Annotated in this window: 34 protein-coding genes; 28 read left to right on the forward strand and 6 right to left on the reverse strand. The window is 38.7% G+C overall.

Translation table 11 applies throughout. The annotated features are described in order from the left end of the window. Positions 1–17: 17 nt before the first annotated feature. From JG738_RS01205 to dnaG, 3 genes are read right to left on the reverse strand one after another with little or no spacing between them, the layout of a single operon-like run. Positions 18–380 carry a diacylglycerol kinase gene (locus tag JG738_RS01205; protein WP_201337968.1) on the reverse strand — a complete coding sequence of 121 codons (363 nt, stop codon included), beginning with the start codon at positions 378–380 and terminating at the stop codon, positions 18–20. After that, entirely contained in the window at positions 377–1,366 is a 990-nt protein-coding gene (locus JG738_RS01210) for an argininosuccinate synthase domain-containing protein (RefSeq protein ID WP_201337969.1), read from the reverse strand. The genes JG738_RS01205 and JG738_RS01210 overlap by 4 nt, the downstream gene beginning before the upstream one ends. After that, on the reverse strand, positions 1,359–2,990 hold the full coding sequence (gene dnaG, locus JG738_RS01215) for a DNA primase (RefSeq protein ID WP_201337970.1): 1,632 nt from the start codon (positions 2,988–2,990) through the stop codon (positions 1,359–1,361). Before dnaG ends, JG738_RS01210 begins: the two co-directional genes overlap by 8 nt. A 48-nt stretch (positions 2,991–3,038) precedes the next feature. Between dnaG and JG738_RS01220 the strand changes: the two genes are divergently transcribed. From JG738_RS01220 to JG738_RS01245, 6 genes are read left to right on the forward strand one after another with little or no spacing between them, the layout of a single operon-like run. Beyond that, the gene (locus tag JG738_RS01220; RefSeq protein ID WP_201337971.1) at positions 3,039–4,022 is read left to right on the forward strand and encodes a lipopolysaccharide assembly protein LapB; all 984 of its coding nucleotides are present in this window, start codon (positions 3,039–3,041) and stop codon (positions 4,020–4,022) included. After that, complete coding sequence (rnhA, locus tag JG738_RS01225; RefSeq protein ID WP_201337972.1) at positions 4,000–4,422, forward strand: ribonuclease HI; 423 nt, start codon at positions 4,000–4,002, stop codon at positions 4,420–4,422. Before JG738_RS01220 ends, rnhA begins: the two co-directional genes overlap by 23 nt. Positions 4,423–4,472: 50 nt before the next feature. Continuing rightward, positions 4,473–5,153, forward strand: coding sequence for a ribonuclease III (gene rnc, locus JG738_RS01230; protein ID WP_201337973.1), 681 nt, complete (start codon positions 4,473–4,475; stop codon positions 5,151–5,153). Further along, positions 5,146–6,222, forward strand: coding sequence for a chorismate synthase (gene aroC / locus JG738_RS01235; RefSeq protein ID WP_201337974.1), 1,077 nt, complete (start codon positions 5,146–5,148; stop codon positions 6,220–6,222). The genes rnc and aroC overlap by 8 nt, the downstream gene beginning before the upstream one ends. After that, positions 6,215–6,811 (forward strand): DedA family protein, encoded by a 597-nt coding sequence (locus tag JG738_RS01240; protein WP_201337975.1) that lies wholly within the window; start codon positions 6,215–6,217, stop codon positions 6,809–6,811. The genes aroC and JG738_RS01240 overlap by 8 nt, the downstream gene beginning before the upstream one ends. A 19-nt stretch (positions 6,812–6,830) precedes the next feature. Then, entirely contained in the window at positions 6,831–7,013 is a 183-nt protein-coding gene (locus JG738_RS01245) for a hypothetical protein (RefSeq protein ID WP_201337976.1), read from the forward strand. Here the strand turns inward: JG738_RS01245 and JG738_RS01250 are convergent. The 3 genes from JG738_RS01250 to JG738_RS01260 all read right to left on the reverse strand — a co-directional run bounded on the left by JG738_RS01250 (position 7,004) and on the right by JG738_RS01260 (position 9,954). Next, positions 7,004–8,251, reverse strand: a complete 1,248-nt coding sequence (locus JG738_RS01250) for a DUF2130 domain-containing protein (RefSeq protein ID WP_201337977.1) — start codon at positions 8,249–8,251, stop codon at positions 7,004–7,006. The two genes, JG738_RS01245 and JG738_RS01250, sit on opposite strands and share 10 nt — an antisense overlap. 61 nt (positions 8,252–8,312) lie before the next feature. Continuing rightward, positions 8,313–8,861 carry a ribonuclease HII gene (locus tag JG738_RS01255; RefSeq protein ID WP_201337978.1) on the reverse strand — a complete coding sequence of 183 codons (549 nt, stop codon included), beginning with the start codon at positions 8,859–8,861 and terminating at the stop codon, positions 8,313–8,315. A gap of 34 nt (positions 8,862–8,895) precedes the next feature. Then, a complete protein-coding gene (locus JG738_RS01260; protein ID WP_201337979.1) occupies positions 8,896–9,954 on the reverse strand; it encodes an ATP-binding protein in 1,059 nt (352 codons plus the stop codon). 129 nt (positions 9,955–10,083) lie between these two features. Here JG738_RS01260 and rpsJ point away from each other — a divergent pair, with 129 nt between their 5' ends. The 22 genes from rpsJ to map all read left to right on the forward strand — a co-directional run bounded on the left by rpsJ (position 10,084) and on the right by map (position 20,539). Continuing rightward, the gene (gene rpsJ / locus JG738_RS01265; RefSeq protein ID WP_084275161.1) at positions 10,084–10,395 is read left to right on the forward strand and encodes a 30S ribosomal protein S10; all 312 of its coding nucleotides are present in this window, start codon (positions 10,084–10,086) and stop codon (positions 10,393–10,395) included. A gap of 9 nt (positions 10,396–10,404) precedes the next feature. Continuing rightward, positions 10,405–10,983 carry a 50S ribosomal protein L3 gene (gene rplC / locus JG738_RS01270; RefSeq protein WP_084275162.1) on the forward strand — a complete coding sequence of 193 codons (579 nt, stop codon included), beginning with the start codon at positions 10,405–10,407 and terminating at the stop codon, positions 10,981–10,983. After that, a complete protein-coding gene (gene rplD, locus JG738_RS01275; protein ID WP_201337980.1) occupies positions 10,980–11,594 on the forward strand; it encodes a 50S ribosomal protein L4 in 615 nt (204 codons plus the stop codon). The genes rplC and rplD overlap by 4 nt, the downstream gene beginning before the upstream one ends. Before the next feature lies 1 nt (position 11,595). Next, a complete protein-coding gene (locus JG738_RS01280) occupies positions 11,596–11,877 on the forward strand; it encodes a 50S ribosomal protein L23 (RefSeq protein ID WP_084275164.1) in 282 nt (93 codons plus the stop codon). Positions 11,878–11,886: 9 nt separating this feature from the next. Beyond that, the gene (gene rplB, locus JG738_RS01285; RefSeq protein WP_201337981.1) at positions 11,887–12,714 is read left to right on the forward strand and encodes a 50S ribosomal protein L2; all 828 of its coding nucleotides are present in this window, start codon (positions 11,887–11,889) and stop codon (positions 12,712–12,714) included. 11 nt (positions 12,715–12,725) lie between these two features. Then, the gene (rpsS, locus tag JG738_RS01290) at positions 12,726–13,007 is read left to right on the forward strand and encodes a 30S ribosomal protein S19 (RefSeq protein WP_012081604.1); all 282 of its coding nucleotides are present in this window, start codon (positions 12,726–12,728) and stop codon (positions 13,005–13,007) included. Between the two features lie 9 nt (positions 13,008–13,016). Beyond that, positions 13,017–13,343 (forward strand): 50S ribosomal protein L22, encoded by a 327-nt coding sequence (gene rplV / locus JG738_RS01295; protein ID WP_084275166.1) that lies wholly within the window; start codon positions 13,017–13,019, stop codon positions 13,341–13,343. After that, positions 13,343–14,032, forward strand: coding sequence for a 30S ribosomal protein S3 (rpsC, locus tag JG738_RS01300; protein WP_201337982.1), 690 nt, complete (start codon positions 13,343–13,345; stop codon positions 14,030–14,032). Before rplV ends, rpsC begins: the two co-directional genes overlap by 1 nt. 2 nt (positions 14,033–14,034) lie before the next feature. Further along, entirely contained in the window at positions 14,035–14,460 is a 426-nt protein-coding gene (gene rplP, locus JG738_RS01305) for a 50S ribosomal protein L16 (RefSeq protein WP_084275167.1), read from the forward strand. Beyond that, positions 14,447–14,641 carry a 50S ribosomal protein L29 gene (gene rpmC, locus JG738_RS01310; protein WP_084275168.1) on the forward strand — a complete coding sequence of 65 codons (195 nt, stop codon included), beginning with the start codon at positions 14,447–14,449 and terminating at the stop codon, positions 14,639–14,641. Before rplP ends, rpmC begins: the two co-directional genes overlap by 14 nt. Continuing rightward, the gene (gene rpsQ / locus JG738_RS01315) at positions 14,641–14,892 is read left to right on the forward strand and encodes a 30S ribosomal protein S17 (RefSeq protein WP_084275169.1); all 252 of its coding nucleotides are present in this window, start codon (positions 14,641–14,643) and stop codon (positions 14,890–14,892) included. The genes rpmC and rpsQ overlap by 1 nt, the downstream gene beginning before the upstream one ends. Next, entirely contained in the window at positions 14,892–15,260 is a 369-nt protein-coding gene (rplN, locus tag JG738_RS01320) for a 50S ribosomal protein L14 (protein ID WP_084275170.1), read from the forward strand. Before rpsQ ends, rplN begins: the two co-directional genes overlap by 1 nt. Further along, positions 15,260–15,499 (forward strand): 50S ribosomal protein L24, encoded by a 240-nt coding sequence (rplX, locus tag JG738_RS01325; RefSeq protein WP_084275171.1) that lies wholly within the window; start codon positions 15,260–15,262, stop codon positions 15,497–15,499. Before rplN ends, rplX begins: the two co-directional genes overlap by 1 nt. After that, entirely contained in the window at positions 15,496–16,047 is a 552-nt protein-coding gene (rplE, locus tag JG738_RS01330; RefSeq protein ID WP_201337983.1) for a 50S ribosomal protein L5, read from the forward strand. The genes rplX and rplE overlap by 4 nt, the downstream gene beginning before the upstream one ends. After that, the gene (locus tag JG738_RS01335; RefSeq protein ID WP_084275173.1) at positions 16,047–16,232 is read left to right on the forward strand and encodes a type Z 30S ribosomal protein S14; all 186 of its coding nucleotides are present in this window, start codon (positions 16,047–16,049) and stop codon (positions 16,230–16,232) included. The genes rplE and JG738_RS01335 overlap by 1 nt, the downstream gene beginning before the upstream one ends. A 62-nt stretch (positions 16,233–16,294) precedes the next feature. Beyond that, positions 16,295–16,699, forward strand: coding sequence for a 30S ribosomal protein S8 (rpsH, locus tag JG738_RS01340; RefSeq protein WP_084275174.1), 405 nt, complete (start codon positions 16,295–16,297; stop codon positions 16,697–16,699). 48 nt (positions 16,700–16,747) lie between these two features. Continuing rightward, on the forward strand, positions 16,748–17,284 hold the full coding sequence (gene rplF, locus JG738_RS01345; protein WP_084275175.1) for a 50S ribosomal protein L6: 537 nt from the start codon (positions 16,748–16,750) through the stop codon (positions 17,282–17,284). A 10-nt stretch (positions 17,285–17,294) separates the two neighbouring features. After that, positions 17,295–17,651, forward strand: a complete 357-nt coding sequence (gene rplR / locus JG738_RS01350; RefSeq protein WP_201337984.1) for a 50S ribosomal protein L18 — start codon at positions 17,295–17,297, stop codon at positions 17,649–17,651. Positions 17,652–17,661: 10 nt separating this feature from the next. Continuing rightward, positions 17,662–18,105: a 30S ribosomal protein S5 gene (rpsE, locus tag JG738_RS01355; RefSeq protein ID WP_084275177.1), complete on the forward strand. Its 444-nt coding sequence runs from the start codon at positions 17,662–17,664 to the stop codon at positions 18,103–18,105. A gap of 9 nt (positions 18,106–18,114) precedes the next feature. After that, positions 18,115–18,516 carry a 50S ribosomal protein L15 gene (gene rplO, locus JG738_RS01360; RefSeq protein WP_201337985.1) on the forward strand — a complete coding sequence of 134 codons (402 nt, stop codon included), beginning with the start codon at positions 18,115–18,117 and terminating at the stop codon, positions 18,514–18,516. After that, positions 18,516–19,778 carry a preprotein translocase subunit SecY gene (secY, locus tag JG738_RS01365; protein ID WP_084275179.1) on the forward strand — a complete coding sequence of 421 codons (1,263 nt, stop codon included), beginning with the start codon at positions 18,516–18,518 and terminating at the stop codon, positions 19,776–19,778. Before rplO ends, secY begins: the two co-directional genes overlap by 1 nt. Further along, positions 19,778–20,539: a type I methionyl aminopeptidase gene (gene map, locus JG738_RS01370; RefSeq protein ID WP_201337986.1), complete on the forward strand. Its 762-nt coding sequence runs from the start codon at positions 19,778–19,780 to the stop codon at positions 20,537–20,539. Before secY ends, map begins: the two co-directional genes overlap by 1 nt.

The following is a 20,539-nucleotide window of genomic DNA, read 5'->3' on the forward strand; positions in this document are numbered from 1 at the left end:
CCTTCTCCTCCAAAACTTTATAATAGTTCATAAACAAATACCGCTACCCAGATGCCTAAAGTTAAAAAGAGCGATAGGAGTACCGCAGCAGCAGCTGCATCTTTTGCGCCTTTAGCAAGGGGATGGATTTTGGAGCAAGCAAGATCTACTGTACGCTCAATTGCACTATTGAGAAGCTCTACAATGAGGGGAATAAAAAGAGATGTTTGTAGGACTATTTTTGAAAGGAGTGAAAAAGGAGTTAGCCAAAAAGCGATACAAAAAATAATAAAGAGCACCACTTCAATTTTAAAGCTTGTTTCACTTATAAAACACTCTTTGAGCCCACTGAGGGCATAGGTGGCATTTTTAAAGAGGGAGTATTTTGGTTGGTTTCTCATTTTATTAAATACCTTTGTGCTTCGCTTTTATTTGGAAAGGGTGAGACAATATAGACTTCATCACCGATTTTTACCTCATACACTTCTTGAGGCTGAGCTTTTGAGTAGGTAAGGGCAATTTTTGCTGCAAGCTCTTTGTCTGCAGTATTTGCATTTTTGCTTACGAGGCTCAGCGGTCCTGGCAGAGGCAAGGAGAATCGCTCATATTTGCTTAGTTGCAAAGATTGAATTTTCTCATTTTCTTCTTTGTTGCGACTTACTACAAGTTTTGCTCCATATGGTAAGCGAAAATGTCTTCCCCATTTGAGTACATCTGCATCTTCTGGGCTGAAAGTATCATGGGCAATATGATCTTTTATCTTTTTGCTAAAGTGCTCATCAGTGAGAAGACATCCGCCAGCAGGACTCTCATAATTTTCTATGCCCCACTCTTTAGCTAAGCGCATCTGCACCTCTCTGCTTCTACCACTAATATCGAGGAGTTTTTCTCTATCAACCCACCCTTTTTGCTCTGGGATAGTGGGTGGTAAAAGTTTGGCACTTAAGGGGCGCAGTATCAATCCATCAGCAGTAGAGAGATTCTCTACCTTTTTGAGTGCATCAAAGCGTTGACTCATAGGTCTTTGTCCTACTACTTCTCCACTGATAATAAAGTGCGCATCATATTTTGGCAGCAGTGCTTTTGCTACACGGATCATGTTGGCGTGACAGTCGATACAAGGATTGAAATTTTTGCCATAGCCATACTTGGGATCAAAAAGTATCTCTTGAATAAACTGCTCTTTTATATCGATTATTTCGAGTTTTGCACCAATTTTTTTTGCAATCTCTTGCAAGTAGCGCTTTTTCTCCTTATCTCCTTTTCCACCAAAGCCTGTATCAAAATAGAGACCTATAACTTCAATTCCCTGCTCAATAAGCAGTTTCATAGCTAGTAGACTATCAAGCCCTCCACTAAAGAGAGCCAATGCGCGTATTTTACTCAATGACTAATTCTCCTTGTCGAAGTTTGCGTATATACTCTTTATATTTGCGAATGAGAAAACTCTTTTGCGTAAAAGAGATTTGCTCTTTTGTTATTTGCTGTATTCTTTTTTCGTAGAATTTTATCAAAAAAACTAATAATTCGCTGGTAAGATGATGCTCTTTGAAAGGTAAAATGTCATCATCAAGTAAAATCGCACGAAGTTGCGGATTGTCCATGTCTTGCGCTATTGCAGCTTCAAACTCGGATCTATGATATACAAAGTGGTGAGGTTCGATGATGTCTAAAACAGTATCTATGAGGTCTGGATGCAAGAGAATTGTTTTTATGATACTGAGCTCTTTCGTATCTTTTGTTTGAATATCTTCTTGAATATTTTGATTTTTTTTGGTTTGCAAAGGCACTTTTGAGGGGAGTATATCTAAAAGGGCAGCGAGGTAGTTTTTATACTCTTGCGCTATGAGATCGGGGAGAGTACGTAAAAATGCTACTCCCTCATACAGGGCATTTTGCTTTTGCTTGGGATCTTTGATGTTGTAGCTTTTGACGATAGATTGCAAAATAAATTCAATAAATGGAGTTGGGTGAGAAAAGAGTTGCTCAAGCTCTGCTATTTGACCATTTTTTACCATATCAGCTGGATCAAGGCCTTCTGGAAAAATGACAACTCCCCCTTCAATATCGTTGGAGCTTAGAAGTCTTGCAGCTTTCGTGGCAGCAGTGATACCTGCTTTATCTGCATCGTATGCGAGTATGACTTGGGGCTCTCCTCTCCTTAAAAGCGGTAAATGCCCCACTGTCAATGCGGTACCAAGTGTAGCTACAGCGGTATTGAAACCAGCTTGGTGAAGCATGACAACATCAAGATATCCTTCACACACAATGATGCGCTTCTTTTGAAAAATAGCTTCTTTGGCGTGAGAGTAGCCATAGAGGATCTTTGATTTATGAAAAAGTTTTGTTTCGGGAGAGTTGAGGTATTTTGCTGGATGGTTGCTGATAGTACGACCACCAAAACCAATAATTGCTCCATTTTGTGAAAAAATTGGAAAGGTAATGCGCTCTATCATGCGTGCATAGACACGGGTTTGGTCTTTTGCTAATACTCCCGCATCAATCGCATCTTGCAAAGGTATGAAATTTGCTTTGAGGTATTCTATCTGCTCTTGACTTGATGGAGCATAGCCAAGCTCAAACTTTTCAATAGAAGCATTTGTTACTCCTCTACTTTGCAGATATGCAAGTGCCTTTTGATGAGTAAAGAGATTTTTTTTATAGAAGCTATTTATCTGCTGGAGTGCTGTAATGAGGGGTTTGATATCGCTTTTGCTTTTAGTGTATTGCAAAGAAAAATTATGCATACTTGCGAGTTTCTCAATCGCTTCAGGATAGGAGAGATTTTCATATTGCATTACAAATTTGATTGCATCTCCCCCTGCACCGCAACCAAAGCAGTGAAAAATCTGTTTTGAAGGACTCACTACAAAGCTGGGGGTATCTTCATTGTGAAAGGGACAGAGTGCTTTATAGTTGGCTCCCGCTTTTTTGAGTTCGATGTAGTTACCGATAACATCCACAATATCAATGGAGTTTTTGAGCTGCTCTATGGAAGATTTATCTATCATGTTTTCATTATAACATATCGATGGTATAATTGCGTCAAAGGAGCGCCGTTGGATTTATTGCTGCAAAACAGGGATCCTCTCTTTAGTCTTATTATATTTTTTGGCCTCATATTTATCATATCTTTTTTTAGTTATACCTGGGCACTTTGGCGCGTACGTAAACAAAAAGGATCTTTAGAGGATTTTTTTGCACGTTTTAGAGCAAGTGCAGATAAAGAGATAGCAAATATTATTGAAGGAGGTGATGCCAATAGAGCTTTGCTGCTTTTGGCAGATGCTTATACGAAAAGCGGTGATTATGAAAAAGCAATAGCTATATATTTAAAACTTAAAAACAATTATGATTTTAAAGAGCAAAAGAGGATTTTGGAAAAACTTGGTGAACTCTACTACAAAGCGGGATTCTTAGCAAGAAGTGTAGAGATTTTTGAAGAGATTTTACGCTACTATCCAAGAAGTCCTCGTGTCTTACAAAAGCTTCTTTTGGTATATGAAAGATTATATGAATACAAAAAAGCCCTTGGAGTTTGTGAGGTACTTGAAGAGCTTGGATGCAAAAGCGACAGAGACTATATCTTAGCAAAAATTGCTATACAAAAAGGGGATGAGCAACAGCTTTTAGCTATCTATCAAAAAGATCCAAAACTTGTTCGATTAATATTTGAGTATCTTTTTCAAACCAATCATATAGTTGCATGGGAGTATCTTCGCACTAATGATATTCCAAAACTCTTTGATATACTCTGGAGACTTCCAAGAGAGAAAATCTCTTTGCATGATACTACACTCAAAGAACTTTATACTGCAAAAGGGTATGTGCAGGAGGTATCTGGTAGCCAAGATTTTATATTTGACCTTTTAATACACTACCCAAAGGCTGATTTAGAGTTTTCCTATCTTTGTGAAGTGTGTAAAGGTGTCTATCCCTTTGCTTTTACGCGCTGTCCTGGTTGTCATAGTGCGGGATCGCCTACAGTAGAGAGAATAATAACGCAAAAAAAGAGGTTGGATGAAGAGAGTTTTTCTGTTTAGTGATGGATCGAGTCTGGGTAATCCTGGTCCTGGTGGGTATTGTGCGATATTGCGCTATAAAGATACTGAAAAAGTGATTAGTGGTGGAGAACCACATACTACAAATAATCGTATGGAACTTCGTGCGGTTATCGAGGGACTTAAAGCTCTCAAAGAGCCTTGCATTGTAGAGATCTATAGTGATTCAAACTATGTAGTGCAAGCAATTAATCAGTGGCTTGCTGGCTGGGTGCACAAAAATTTTAAAAATGTCAAAAACCCTGATTTATGGAAAGAGTTTGTTGAGGTGGCAAAACCGCATAGGATTAAAGCAATCTGGGTAAAGGGACATGCTGGACACGAAGAGAATGAAAGATGTGATAAAATAGCAAAGCAGATGGCACAAATGCAGAAGGCATAATACTGCGCATAGCAATGGGTAGTATTGTGGCCTCTGAAAGAGGAGAAACGATGCAAAATTTACAAGAGTTCCAAGATCGTTTGGGATACGAATTTGAAAATAAAGAGCTGCTCAAAGAGGCACTCACACATAAGAGCTATAAGAGTCCAGTGAATAACGAGCGACTAGAGTTTTTGGGTGATGCGGTGCTCGATCTCATTGTGGGGGAGTATCTATTTAAAAAACTGCCAAAGGCAAATGAGGGTGAGCTTTCGAAACTACGTGCATCTATTGTCAATGAAGAGGGTTTTGCAAAATTAGCTCAAAAGCTTAACATCGGAAAATATATCTATATCTCCCAGGCTGAAGAGAATAATCATGGGCGAACAAAACCAAGCCTGCTATCAAACGCTTTTGAAGCGGTTATGGGGGCAATCTATTTAGAAAAGGGGCTTGAGAAGGTACGAGAGATTATTTTAGCCCTTTTAGAAGAGGTCTATCCAAGAATCGATCTCAATGCACTTTTTAAAGATTATAAAACCACCCTTCAAGAGCTTACGCAAGCACGCTACGGTGTGACACCTACTTATAAACTGATAGGATCTTCTGGGCCTGATCACAAAAAAGAGTTTGAAGTGGCAGTTTTGCTCAATGATGAGACAGTTGCTACTGCTAAAGGGCGGAGCAAAAAAGCAGCACAGCAAGAGGCAGCAAAGATCGCTTTGCAAAAATTAAAGGCTGAAAATGAATAGTTTTGGAATCAAGTTTCGCTTTACTACTTTTGGCGAATCTCACGGCAAAGCGATTGGGTGTGTTGTCGATGGTGTACCTGCTGGGTTAAAAATCGATGAGGAGTTTATCCAAAGTGAGCTAGATCGCAGGCGTCCTGGAAAAAGCAAGTTTGCAACTGCAAGAAAAGAGAGTGACAAAGTAGAGATCCTCAGCGGCGTCTTTGAAAGTAAAGCTACAGGAACTCCAATAAGTATGGTGATATTTAACAAAGATCAAAAGAGTCGTGATTATTCAAATATCAAAGATATCTTTCGCCCAGGGCACGCAGATTTTACCTATTATTATAAGTATGGCATAAGAGATTATCGTGGGGGTGGGAGAAGTAGTGCAAGAGAAACTGCAGCACGTGTGGCAGCAGGGGCAGTAGCAAAGCTGCTGTTAAGAGAGTTTGGCATTGGGGTTGAAGCTGGAGTTGTTGAGGTTGCTGGCATTAAAGCTAAGCAGCTTGATTTCAATCATGCGCGTACAAGTGAGATATTTGCCCTTGATCCCAGTGTAGAAGAGCAGCAAAAAGAGGCGATACTTAAGGCAAAAGAGGCGCATGATAGCGTAGGTGGAGCAGTGCTTGTGCGTGCGCGGGGAGTTCCTGTTGGACTTGGCGAGCCAATATACTACAAGCTTGATGCGGTGCTTGCTGAAGCACTTATGAGTATCAATGCAGCAAAAGCGGTTGAGATAGGCAATGGGTGTGAAGCAAGTCGCCTCAAGGGGAGCCAGAACAATGATGAGATAATTTCACAGGGGTTTGTAAGCAATAATGCAGGTGGGATTCTTGGTGGCATCAGTAATGGCGAAGAGATAATTGCAAAAGTTTACTTTAAACCAACTCCCTCTATCTTTCAAAAGCAGCGCTCTATCGATATTGATGGCAATGAAGTTGAAGTAGAGCTCAAAGGACGTCATGATCCATTTGTAGCAGCGCGTGGGAGTGTAGTAGCTGAAGCGATGATGGCATTGGTTCTAGCTGATATGCTTCTGCTCAATGCTACAAGTAAACTTGAAAATCTTCAAAAGATCTACAATGCATGATATTGTAGCTTGGGTTGTCAATACAGTAGGAGATCTTGGTTATATTGGCATCTTTGTTATGATGTTTTTGGAAAGCTCCTTTTTTCCTTTTCCTAGTGAAGTTGCGATGGTGCCGGCTGGTTATCTTGCTAGTAAAGGAGAGATGAGTCTTATTGCAGCATGGCTTGCTGGTGCTGGGGGGAGTTTGGCCGGAGCACTCTTTAACTACTACCTTGGTCATAAGCTTGGGCGTCCATTTTTAGAAACATATGGAAAATATCTCTTTTTAAAAGAGGAGTCTTTGAAAAAAGTAGAAGATTTTTTTGAAAAGTATGGGCATCCAAGCACCTTTTGGGGAAGACTTATTCCAGGAATTCGCCAATACATCTCACTGCCAGCTGGTATAGGGCGCATGAGGCTTACTTCTTTTGCTCTTTATACCTTTTTGGGTGCTGGATTGTGGTGTGGTATTTTGCTAGCCCTTGGCTACTTTATTGGTGAGAATGAGGAGAAGATAAAATCTGCAACGCATGTTATTATAGCTATTGTAATGATCTTGGTAGCTGGGGTATTTTATTACTACTATCGTAAAAACAAAAATTGCCGATAATAAGTGTAAAGGAGCCAAGATGAAAGTAGCAGATGTAGCACAATATGCTATTATGACATTAACACGCCAAACAAAAGAGCAGATTGCAGTGAGTCTGCTCAAAAAAAGTATAGAGCAGACTAAGCAGATGATGGAAGAGCTTGTGCAAAAAAGTCTCCAGCCTCCTAAAAATGAGAAAGGCACCCTTAGCCTCTATGCTTGATCCTCTTCATAGGGAAGGCTAAGAAGCTCAATGTGGCCAATGGCATTGCCAGCAATCCCTTTTATTGAGCCATAAAGCGAAATAGTGCTGTCAAGCACCTTTTGAATCTGCTTTTCTCTCTGTTTCCAAAGACGCTGCATCGCTCTTTTTTCTTTATCAAGATCCTCTTGCATCTGCGTAAAGCCCTCTACAATCGCTTCAATTTGCATTTTAAACTCATTTGAAGTGAGATAGCGATAGAGCAGACTCATCTTGTCGCTGCGATTTTGCATCGATCGCGTTGTATGGGCAAGCTGAATGATATGCTGGCGCAAAATAAAACTTAAAGCTTTAAACTCTTCAAAGTTGCATACCCAAACTCCATCTATAAGCCCCATACGCTCCATATCTTTTGGCATTGCTTCAGTGACAATTACTCCAATATCAGCGCCGATTTCTCGCATATCGGTTTTGAGTTTTTCGATCCAGCCCTTTTGAAACTCTTTGGTACGCTTGCTTTCGTAATAGATTTTTCCACAGTTTGCCAGCTCTCTAGTATTGACAATCTGTAGGCAGTCTGCTCCCCGCTGTCCTTTTTTAATTTCTTCTATAGAATCAAATGGGAATTGATTTTGTAGGTACTCCTCAATTGCTAGTTCTTGCACCTCGCCTTGGTGCTGTTGAGAGGTCAGCTCTGCTTTTCTTTGGGCTTCAGCGAGTTTTGCTTTGAGATCTTCGAGTTGCTTCTCTTTCTCTTTGAGTTTAAGTTCATTCTCTTGCGCTATCTGTTTTGCAAGACGCTCCTTCTCTTTGGCAAGCTCTTCGTTTAATTCTTTTTGGGCTTGAAGCCTGGCTTGTTGCACAGCCTCCTCTTTTTGGCGTCTAAGTCTTTCTATCTCAATTTTTGCTTCATTGAGCTCTTTTACTTGGTTGCTCTTTTCTTCGAGCTCTTTTCTAAGACTTTCTATAATTGTTGCTTGCTCGCTGGCAATTTTAGCCTTAAGTTCTTGCTCTAGTTTGATGCGTTCTTTTATTAGGGCTTCTTGCGCTTTTTGTGCTACTTTGGCTTCAATGGCAGCCTCTTTAGCTTTAATCTCTTCTTGCTGGGCTTTGAGTTTTGCCATCTCATCTTTATATATTTTTCTATGCTCTTCTATCTCTTTTTGCAGCTTTGCTTTGGCCGCTTTTTCGATCTCTTCATAGAGTGTCTGGTTAATATCGATTTCATAGCCACAGTTTGGACACTTTATGGTATGCATGGGCTCTCCTAGGAGTTGTTTTTCAAAATTATAGTAGATTTCTTAGAATGAAGTGAATAGATTAAAAAAGTGTTGGCTGCAGTGCTTTTGGGCGAAAGCTTTTTCTATGAATAGGACAAAAATCGTACTTTTTGATTGCTGCAATATGCTCTTTTGTGCCGTAGCCTTTATGTTTGCAAAAACCATATTCTGGATAGAGTCTGTCCATTTCACACATGATGCGATCTCGCGTGACTTTTGCAAGGATGGATGCTGCCATCACCTCTTTGATGTTTTGATCTGCTTTAATAACTGGCTCAATTTTTTCTACGCCAAATTTGGAGTTGCCATCGAAGATATATTTTTGCGCCTCGAGGGCACTTATAATATCTCTCAGACCTTGGGTAATGGAGGCAGAGATTCCTTTTTGATCGATTATTTCATTATCGATAATCACTATTTTATACACTGCAGCATTGACTATGCGCTCATAGAGCTTTTCTCTCATTTGTGCTGAGAGTTTTTTTGAATCATCTAATTTGTAGACTCTTTTCGTAAATACTACACCTGCTATTACCAAAGGCCCTGCCAGTGGTCCACGTCCCGCTTCATCGATGCCACAAATTTTCATATTGTCTCCAATAAATTAATTCTCATAAAAATAGCTACTCCTTCCCTACTGCCCAGGCGTAAAAGGGAAGAATTTCACATTGGATGTTCTTAATGTAGTAAGTAAAGCTACTGCCTACAGTAACTACTTCGATCTTTTTTATAGCAATGTGATTTTTTGTGAGGACATGATCGATTTTTTCTTGGATTCTCGCCTCATTTCCAAAAGGGATAGAGAGAATCAGCAGCTCTTCACTAGGAATATAAAAACCAAGAGGTTCAATATAAAAAACCTCTTTATGAGTGATCTCCAAAAATACCATATTTTCAAAAATTTTTGGAAACTCTTTTTGTGTAAAGAGCCTTGATTTAATAGTAAAATCATGAAAAAAGAGCTTTTTTGCAGCTCTTTTTGCGTTATATTTTTCTACTGCATAGATATATCTGTCTCTTTGCCAGCTTTCAAAAAGTGTATAAAACCTGTCTTTTGAAATTTTATGGCGCTCTTTGATGCGATTGAAAAGAAAGTAGATAGATGTAGTATATCCTTGATAGAAGGCTATCTCTTTGAAAATCTGAAAATCTTCTTTGAAAGTAAGAAAAAGAAGTTCTTGAAAATATTTATCTTTTTTGAAATCTGCTATTTTTGAGAGCTCTGGATAATTTCCATTTTTTAAAAAATTATTAAATATCACTTTAATATCGGCTCTTTTTTCAAAAAGGAGATACTCCTCAAAATCAAGATTGCTTAGATGATAATGCATAAAGCCATCAATTTCTACATTATTATGAGAAATTATGATGAGATATGGTGCATTTGGTAAAGAGAAGGGTTTTTTTATGCCATAAAGTACTACTGCTTTGATACTATTTTTTTCAATAAATGGCTCTATTTCATCATAAGCAATACTTTGACTACGTACATCATCAAAATTTATAAAAAGCAGCTCTTTTTGATCAAAATGGCTTTGTAAAAAGGACTGGATAATAGAATATTTACCACAAAACTTTGGTCCAGTAAGTAGGATCTTAGAAGCGAGCGTAATATCAACTTTTCTTGGTAAAAAGGTGTGTTTTGTTAGGCTGTGCTCATAGAAATATTCAAGTGTTCTCATTTTTCCTTCCATAAAGGAAATAAATTGTACAAATTATAGCCAAAACTCTTGATTTTGCAAATTGCTTTGTCTATAATTCAAACTCCAAATTAGGTTGCTTCGGCAACAAGTTCTTTGTGAAAGGCTCAGATGGAAAAGATTAGATTGAAGCTTCGCGCTTATGATCATAGGGTTTTGGATAGAAGTGTCTCTGCAATCGTAGAGGCTGTGAAGAGAACAGGGGCAGAAATCAGAGGCCCAATTCCCTTACCTACAAAAATAAGAAAATATACGGTACTCAGATCACCGCATATCAACAAAGATTCGCGTGAGCAGTTTGAGATTAGAATTCATTCGAGACTTATCGATATCGTATCAGCAACACCTGATACAGTTGATTCATTAATGAAACTCGACTTGGCACCAGAAGTGGATGTTGAAGTCAGGTCAATGGGTGAGTAAGGGGAGTAAATGGAATATATTGTAGAAAAAATCGGAATGAGCAGAACAATAAATATACCGAGTATACCTGTAACACTGCTCAAAGTGAAAGAAGCTAAAGTTTGTGAAATTGTTGGTGACAATAAAGCGATTGTTGCTTATGCACATGGCAAGAGAAAAAATAAGGCGATTGAGGGACAGCAAAAAAAATATGGTCTCTCACCTGAGTTTAATAGATTTGTAACACTCAAAGTTGCAAATAGTGAAGCCGGAGATCTTGATGTTGCACCACTTAGTGAAGCTAAAAGAGTGAAAGTGAGCTTCAACTCAAAAGGGCGCGGTTTTAGTGGTGTTGTAAAGAGATGGAATTTTGGTGGAGGTCCAGATAGTCACGGTTCACGATTCCACAGAGCACCAGGTTCAGTTGGTATGTGTGAATGGCCAGGACGCATTATGCCTGGACAAAAAATGCCTGGACAGTACGGCAATAAAAAAGTAACTGTACAAAATGAGGTAGTAAGTTTCGATCCAGAAAATAAAATCTTGGTAGTAAAAGGTTCGATTCCTGGACCAAACGGCGCACTAGGTAGAATAAGGATAGTCAAATGAGTAAAGCGGTAGTATTGAACGAGAAATTTGAGCGAGCTGGTGAAGCAGCATTGCCAGAAAATTTTCAAGGGATCAACCCGCATAATCTCTATCTGTACGTAAAAGCGTATGCTGCAAATCTGCGAGCAAATAACGCACATACAAAAAATAGATCGGCAGTTAGAGGTGGTGGAAGAAAGCCATGGCAACAAAAAGGTAGAGGTGGTGCAAGAGCGGGCTCAATTAGAAGTCCCCTTTTTGTAGGCGGTGGTGTAGCATTCGGACCAACAAATGCTAAAAACTATACGCAAAAGATAAACAAAAAGCAAAAAAGAAAAGCTCTTGAGTTTGCACTGAATGAAAAAGCAGAAAACGGAGCGCTTTTTGTAGTTGATAGTATTGCAGTGGAGTCTGGCAAAACAAAAGATGCTGCTGCACTTGTAAATAAAATTGGAGCAAGAGACGCACTGTTTGTCAAAGAGAATATTGATGAAAAGACATTCTTGGCTTTTAGAAACTTGCCAAATGCATACCTAATCGAACCAAACGAACTCAATGCATATCTTGCAGCTGCTTTTAGAGCTGTAGTTATCGAAAAACCAGTTTGGGAAAAAATAGTAAAAGAGGGCTAAGATGGCAGATATAACAGATATCAAATCAATCGTTTATACAGAAAAGAGCTTGGGCCTTCAAGAAGAGGGATATATTGTTGTACAAACAAGTGATAAAGTAACAAAAAACCAGCTCAAAACAATTCTTAAAGAGTATTTTGGTGTTAATCCTGTAAAAATCAATTCTCTTCGCATGAAGGGAAAAACAAAGAGATTTAGAGGAATTGAAGGTAAAAGAGATAACTATAAAAAATTCTATGTGAAGTTGCCTGAAGGCGCAAATATAGAAAGTCTAGCGGTGTAAGGATAGAAAATGGCAATAAAAAAATATAAACCGTATACGCCTAGTCGTAGATTTATGAGCGTTGTTGACAGCAGCGACATTACAGCCAAGCCAAGTGTGAGAAAGCTCCTTGTAAAACTTCCTGCACGTGCTGGAAGAAACAATCAAGGACGCATAACTTCTCGCCATAGAGAGGCTGGAGCTAAAAAACTCTATCGTATCATCGATTTTAAACGTAATAAATATGGCGTTCCTGGACGTGTAGCGACTATCGAGTACGATCCATATAGAAATTGCCGTATTGCACTTATAGTTTATAAAGATGGAGATAAGAGATACATATTACAACCAAGCGGCCTTAAAGTAGGAGATACTGTTCAGGCTGCAGAGAGTGGACTTGATGTCCTTCCTGGAAATGCAATGAAACTAAAAAATATCCCTGTAGGTACACTCGTACACAATATTGAGCTCAGTCCTGGCCATGGTGGACAGCTTGCTAGAAGTGCAGGAGCCTATGCACAAATAATGGGACGTGAGGACAAATATGTAATCTTGCGACTTCCTAGTGGAGAGATGAGAAAAGTGCTTGGTGAGTGTATGGCCACTGTTGGTGTTGTGGGAAATGAAGAGTACATCAATATGGTTATTGGAAAAGCGGGTCGTAACCGCCATAGAGGTATTAGACCACAAACAAGAGGTTCTGCAATGAACCCTGTAGATCACCCACACGGTGGTGGTGAAGGTAAAACTGGTCCTAGTGGTCACCCTGTTACACCTTGGGGTATGCCAACTAAAGGTTATAAGACACGACGTAAGAAACCTAGTGATAAGCTTATAATCTCAAGAAGAAAGAAATAAGAGGGTAGAAGATGGCAAGAAGTATTAAAAAAGGTCCATTTGTAGATGACCATCTCATGAAAAAAGTGCTCAAAGCAAAAGAGAGCGGAGATAAAAAACCTATCAAAACTTGGTCAAGAAGAAGCACCATCGTACCCGAAATGATAGGTTTGACAATTAATGTTCATAATGGACGACAATTTGTGCCTGTATATATTACTGAAAACCATGTTGGGTTTAAACTCGGTGAATTTGCTCCAACACGTACTTTTAAAGGGCACAAAGGTTCAGTCCAAAAGAAAATAGGTAAATAAGGATAGGTGATGAGTAAAGCTATTTTGAGATTTATCAGACTCTCACCGACAAAAGCGAGACTAATAGCTCGTGAGGTGCAGGGTATGAATGCCGAAGAGGCATTAGCAGCACTAGAGTTTATGCCTAACAAGGCTGCAAAAGTGATATCAAAAGTTATCGCAAGTGCAGTTGCGAATGGCGGATATGAGCCTGAAGAGGTTACTATCACTTCTTGCAGAGTGGATCGTGGGCCATATTTGAAGAGATTTAGACCAAGAGCGAGAGGTCGTGCAAGCAGAATTATGAAACCGACTTCTCATGTATATGTCGAAGTTGCGCAAAAGAAGGATAGCTAATGGGTCAAAAAGTAAATCCGATTGGACTTAGACTTGGGATCAATAGAAATTGGGAATCTAGATGGTTTCCTGATTACAATAAAATGCCTGAAAGAGTAGAGGAAGATAACAAAATTAGAAATTTTCTCAAAAAAGAGCTTTACTATGCAGGTATCAGCAATATTATAATAGAAAGAACTGCGAAGAAACTTCGTGTTACGATTGTTGCAGCACGACCTGGTATTATCATTGGGAAAAAGGGTGCTGATATTGAAAAACTCAAAGAGAAATTACAAAGACTCGTAGGTAAAGAGGTCTTTATCAATATCAAAGAAGAGAAGCGTCCACAAGCATCAGCACAGCTTGCAGCAGAAAATATTGCCACACAGCTTGAGAGACGTGTTGCATTTAGAAGAGCAATGAAAAAAGTGATGCAAGCAGCGCAAAAAGCTGGTGTGAAAGGTATCAAGGTACAAGTTGCAGGACGTCTTGGCGGTGCTGAGATGGCAAGACGGGAATGGTACCTTGAAGGACGCGTTCCATTGCATACACTTAGAGCAAAAATCGATTATGGATTTGCGCAAGCTTATACTACGTATGGAGTAATCGGTGTAAAGGTCTGGATCTTCAAAGGTGAGGTACTGCAAAAAGGTATCCAACCTGAAAAGAGAGAAAGACCAAGACGTAGAGCTCCAAGAAGGAGAAGTTAATCATGTTAATGCCAAAGAAAACAAAATATAGAAAACAGCAAAAAGGCAGAAACCGCGGAAAAGCTTATAGAGGCAATAGTCTTGCTTTCGGAAATATTGGAATTAAAGCGGTTGAACATGGTCGTATAGATTCTCGTCAAATTGAAGCAGCAAGGGTTGCAATGACGAGAAAGGTTAAAAGAACTGGAAAGATTTGGATTCGCGTTTTTCCTGACAAACCTTTGACTAAAAAGCCTCTTGAAACGAGAATGGGTAAAGGTAAAGGTGGCGTAGAAAAATGGGTAATGAACATCAAGCCAGGCCGTATTATATATGAAATGGCTGGTGTTGAAGAGAGCTTAGCAAGAGAAGCTCTTGATCTTGCACGATATAAACTCCCATTCAAAACAAAAATCGTGACACAAGAGAGTGAAAATGAAATATACTGAGCTAAAAGATAAGAGCCTACAAGAGCTCGAGGGGATGTTGAAGGATAAAAAGGTGGAGCTATTTAAGCTTCGTATGCAGCTTAAAACTATGCAGCTCCAAGATACTAGCCAAATAAGAAAAACAAGAAAAGATATCGCAAGAATCAAAACCGCTATTGCGGAGAAAAGAAGGGCTGGGTAATGGCTTACAAAAGAGTAATTCAAGGAACAGTGATCAAAAAAAGTGGCGATAAAACTGTATCGTTACTTGTAGAGAGAAAAGTTGTGCACCCAAAATATCACAAAATTGTAAAAAGATTCAAAAAATATTTGGTGCATGACGAAAAGAATGAAGCAAATGTCGGTGATGTGATTACTGCCGTCGAATGTAGACCAATTTCAAAGAGAAAGTCTTTTCGACTAAAAGAGATTGTTCAGGCAGGAGTTAAATAATGATCCAAAGTTTTACAAGACTCAATGTCGCAGATAATAGCGGCGCAAAAGAGATTATGTGTATTAAAGTATTAGGTGGTTCAAAGAGAAGATACGCTTCTGTTGGCGATGTGATTGTAGCATCAGTAAAAAAAGCAATACCAAATGGTAAAGTTAAAAAAGGTCAAGTTGTCAAAGCTGTTGTCGTGCGAACAAAAAAAGAGATCCAAAGAGAAAATGGTTCTCTTATTCGTTTCGACGACAATGCAGCAGTTATTCTTGACAACAAAAATGAGCCTATTGGAACACGTATTTTTGGACCTGTTAGTAGGGAAGTAAGATATAAAAACTTCATGAAAATAGTTTCACTTGCACCGGAGGTGCTTTAATGGCAAAGCTTAAGATTAAAAAAGGCGATATAGTAGAAATTATCGCTGGTGATGATAAAGGAAAAACTGGTGAAGTACTCAAGGTGCTTCCCAAAAAAGAGGCTGTAATCGTTGCTGGATGTAAAGTAGCTAAAAAAGCAGTTAAACCAAGCGAACAAAATCCTGAAGGTGGATTTATCAATAAAGAGATGCCAATTCATATCTCTAATGTTCGCAAAGTAGAAGGTGGCGCATCATGACATTGGAATTAAAACAGAATTATCAAGAAAAAGTGCGACCAGCTCTTGTAAAAGAGCTTGAGCTTAAAAACCCTATGCTCATTCCAAATCTTGAAAAAATTGTAATTAGCGTTGGTGCTGGAGAGGCAAGCAGAGATAGTAAATTGATGCAAAATATTCAAGACACTATCAGTTTGCTTGCTGGACAGCATGCAGTTGTTACAAAAGCAAAAAGAAGTGAAGCAGGTTTTAAAATTCGTGAAGGTATGCCTGTTGGTGTTAAAGTAACACTTCGTGGTGATCGTATGTGGAATTTTCTACAAAAACTTATCTATATTGCTCTTCCAAGGGTGAAAGATTTCCGTGGCCTTCCGAAAAATGGATTTGATGGAAGAGGAAATTACAATTTTGGTCTCGATGAGCAGTTGATGTTCCCAGAGATAGATTATGATAATATTATCAAAACACACGGGATGAACATTACGATTGTAACAACAACAGAGAGTGATAAAGAGGCATACAAGCTTCTCGAGCTTCTAGGATTTCCATTTGCAAAAGGTGGTAGATAATGGCTAAGAAAAGTATGATAGCAAAGGCAAAAAGAAAGCCAAAGTTCAAAGTACGTGCATATACGAGATGCCGTATATGTGGAAGACCAAAATCTGTTTATAGAGATTTTGGACTCTGTAGAATCTGTTTGAGAAAAATGGCAAATGAAGGTTTGTTGCCAGGCGTTAAAAAATCAAGTTGGTAATTCACTAATAGGTAGCGTGCAATGCACGAACCCTATTAGATATTCATGAAGGAGAAAAAAGAATGATTAATGATATGATCGCTGACTCTATAACAAGAATCAGAAACGCTTCAATGCGAGGACAAGAAGTTACAAAGTTGCTCTATTCAAAAATAGTCGAGTCAATCGTAAAAATTTTACAAGAAAAAGGCTATATAGAGAGCTATAAAGTTGTTGAAGAGGGCAACAAAAAGTTTATAAATGTTGTATTAAAATATGAAGAAGCGGGAAAAAAGAAAAAACCTGTTATAAATGAGATCAAAAGAATTTCAAAGCCTGGTCGCCGCGTGTATAAAGGCAAAGATGAAATAAAACGATTTAAAAATGGCTATGGAACAATTATTGTAAGTACAAGTAAAGGTGTGTTACCTAACGATGAAGCTTACCGCTTGGGTGTTGGCGGCGAAGTGCTTTGTAGTGTTTGGTAATACGATATCCATTCGAGCAATCGTAGAAATATCGTATAAAGGAAAGAGATGAGTAGAATAGGTAAACAGCCTGTAGCTATCCCAAGTGGGGTAGAAGTAAAAGCAGAAAATGGGAAATTGATTGTTAAAAAAGGAAATCTATCCCAAGAAATTGAATATGGCAATAGAGTAAATGTAAAAATTGAAGATAATAAAATTGTTTTTTCTCCAGTAGGGGAAGATAAGCAGAGTCGTGCTTTTTGGGGAACGTATAGAGCTTTGGCAAATAATGCTATCGAAGGACTAACAAAAGGCTTTGAGAAGAAGCTTGAAATCAATGGTGTTGGTTACAGAGCACAAGTAAAAGGAAAAGAGCTGGAGTTGCAACTTGGATTTTCTCATCCTATAAATTATTCTATTCCAGAGGGAATACAAATAAGTGTTGAAAAAAATATTATCAGCATCAAAGGACATGACAAACAAAAAGTTGGCCAAGTTGCAGCGGAAATTAGAAGCTTCAGACCGCCTGAGCCTTACAAAGGAAAAGGCGTGAAGTATGTAGACGAAGTAATTATTAGAAAAGCCGGTAAGACAGCTAAGAAGTAAAGGGTAGGCAATGAGAGAGAGCGTTCAAAGAAGAAAAAATAGATTGAGAATTAAAAGAAAAAGACGTGTACGAGGTAAAGTGACTGGTACAGCACAAAGACCTCGTCTTTCTATATTCAAGTCAAACAGACATTTCTATGCACAAGCTATAGATGATACAAAAGGACATACACTTGCTTATGCAGATGGAGCAAAAATGGGCCTTAAAGCAAATAGAGAGGATGTGAAAAAAATAGCTGAGCAAATGGCTGAAAAATTGAAGGCCCTAGGCATAGAAACAATCGTTTTTGATAGAAACGGTTTTCTTTATCATGGTGTTGTTGCGTCTTTTGCAGATGCACTTAGAGAAAATGGAATCAAGTTTTAGGGGATAGCGTATGGAAAAGTATAATAGAGAAGAGTTTGAAGAGGTTGTGGTCAATATTAGCCGTGTAACAAAAGTTGTCAAAGGTGGTAGAAGATTTCGTTTCAGTGCCCTTGTAGTTGTCGGAGACAAAAAAGGACATGTAGGCTACGGTATTGGCAAAGCCAAAGAGGTACCAGATGCAATTAAAAAAGCTATTGACAATGCTTTTAAAAACATCACGACTGTAAATATCAAAGGTACCACTATTGCTCATGATATAGAGCATAAATACAATGCAAGTAAAATTTTACTTAAACCTGCAAGTCCAGGTACCGGTGTGATAGCTGGTGGTGCTGCACGTCCTGTATTGGAACTTGCAGGAGTGAAGGATATTTTGACAAAATCACTTGGTTCAAACAATCCTGCTACATTGGTTCGAGCAACTATCGAAGCATTAGAGAGAATAAAAGCATAAGGATAGGAAATGGCATTACATAATCTACAACCAGCTCCTGGCAGCACGTATAAAACAAAACGAGTAGGTCGTGGTCAAGGAAGTGGCATGGGTAAAACTGCCACAAGAGGGCAAAAGGGACAAAAGAGTAGAACTGGTTATTCGCAAAAAAGAGGTTTTGAAGGTGGTCAGCAACCATTACAAAGAAGACTACCTAAAATCGGATTTACCTCAAGAGTAGAAAAACCAGTAGCAATTAATGTAGACAAAGTGAAAAAAGTAGCTAATCTTGATGAAATAACAATAGAAAATATCAAACAAGTTTATAAGTTACCAAAATATGTAACTAAAGTGAAATTGATAGGGAGTAGTGTAAAAGAGATCGTGTCTAATATCAAAGATGAAAATATCTCTTTTAGTGGACAAAAATAATGAGCAAATCATTAGTTAACAAAATCCTCATAACGCTTGGATTCCTCTTTCTCTACAGGGTATTGGCGTATGTGCCTGTCCCTGGAGTTAATATCGATATCGTTAAAGAGTTTTTTGATACACAAGCAGGTAATGCTTTGGGTATGTTCAATATGTTTAGCGGTAATGCTGTAAGACGATTATCGATAATATCACTAGGTATCATGCCTTACATTACGGCTTCAATTATTATGGAACTTCTTGCCGCAACTTTCCCAACACTTGCACAGATGAAAAAAGAGCGTGACGGAATGGTGAAATATATGCAAATCATCCGCTATGCTACTATAGCCATTACTCTTGTGCAAGCAATTGGTGTTTCTATAGGGTTACAGAGCCTTACAGGCAGAGGCGGTGAAAGTGCCATCATGATTGATATGCCTACATTTGTAACTATTGCTGCAATTAGTATGCTAGCAGGAACAATGATACTGATGTGGATTGGGGAGCAAATTACCCAAAGAGGCATAGGTAATGGTATATCGCTTATCATTTTTGCTGGTATTGTTTCAGGAATTCCAAGTGCTATTGCAGGAACGGTAAATCTTGTAAATACTGGTGAACTCAACTTCTTGATACTTATTGCTATTGTTGCAATCATTCTTATAACAGTTGGTTTCATTATTTATGTGGAGCTAGCGGAGCGCCGTGTACCAGTCTCATATTCGAGAAAAGTTCTGATGCAAAATCAAAAAAAGCGTATTATGAACTATATCCCTATCAAAGTAAACTTAAGTGGTGTTATACCACCAATCTTTGCATCAGCTATTTTGATGTTCCCGTCAACAATATTGCAATCAAGTACCAATCCTATTGTGCAAAGAATTGCCGATATTCTCAATCCAAACGGCTTTATTTTTAATGTATTGATGTTCTTTCTTGTTGTATTTTTTGCCTACTTCTATGCTTCTATAGTTTTCAATGCAAAAGATATTGCAGACAATCTCAAGCGCCAAGGAGGATTTATTCCGGGTGTTCGTCCAGGTGAGCCTACAGCAGAATATCTCAATGAGGTAGCAAGTAGATTGACATTTTGGGGTGCACTCTACCTTGGCATAATCTCTACTCTTCCATGGATACTGGTAAAGTTGATGGGTGTTCCTTTCTACTTTGGAGGTACAGCAGTACTCATCGTTGTACAAGTAGCACTTGATACTATGCGAAAGATAGAAGCGCAAATATATATGAATAAATATCAAACACTCAGTGCGGTAGGGCTTTAATGGCTATAGCTATACGAAAGCCCTCCGAAATTGAAAAACTACGCAAAGCAAATATCATTGTTGCAAAAACCCTCAATTACCTATCACAGCAGTGTAAACCCGGCGTCTCTCTCAAAGAGATAGACGCTATGGGAGAAGAGTTTATCAGATCACATGGTGCTAGACCATCTTTTAAGGGATTGTACGGTTTTCCAGCTTCGGTATGTACATCTGTCAACGAAGTGATTATACACGGTATACCAACTGATTATAAACTCCGAGACGGAGATATCATAGGACTCGATATCGGAACAGAAATTGATGGATGGTATGGAGATGCAGCTGTAACAGTTGGAGTTGGAAATATTTCAAAAAACGATGAAGCTCTTATACAAATAGCAAAAGATACACTCTATTTTGCTATAGAGATAATAAAACCTGGTATGCGTTTTAAAGAGCTCAGCTATGAAATAGAAAAATTTATAAAATCTCGTGGATATCAGCCGCTTCATGGCTTTTGTGGGCATGGAATTGGTCGCAAACCGCACGAAGAGCCTGAAATTCCTAACTATCTTGAGCATGGCTCGCCAAAAAGTGGACCAAAAATAAAAGAGGGTATGGTTTTTTGTTTAGAGCCGATGATATGCCAAAAACTCGGAACCCCAAAGATATTAGAGGATAAATGGTCTGTGGTGAGCGAAGATGGTTTGCGAGGAAGTCACTATGAGCATACAGTAGCCGTGATAGGCGGCAAGGCAGAAATTTTAAGTAAGGAGGAATAA

The sequence above is a fragment of the Nitratiruptor sp. YY08-26 genome (assembly GCF_016593215.1).
GTDB lineage: Bacteria > Campylobacterota > Campylobacteria > Campylobacterales > Nitratiruptoraceae > Nitratiruptor > Nitratiruptor tergarcus.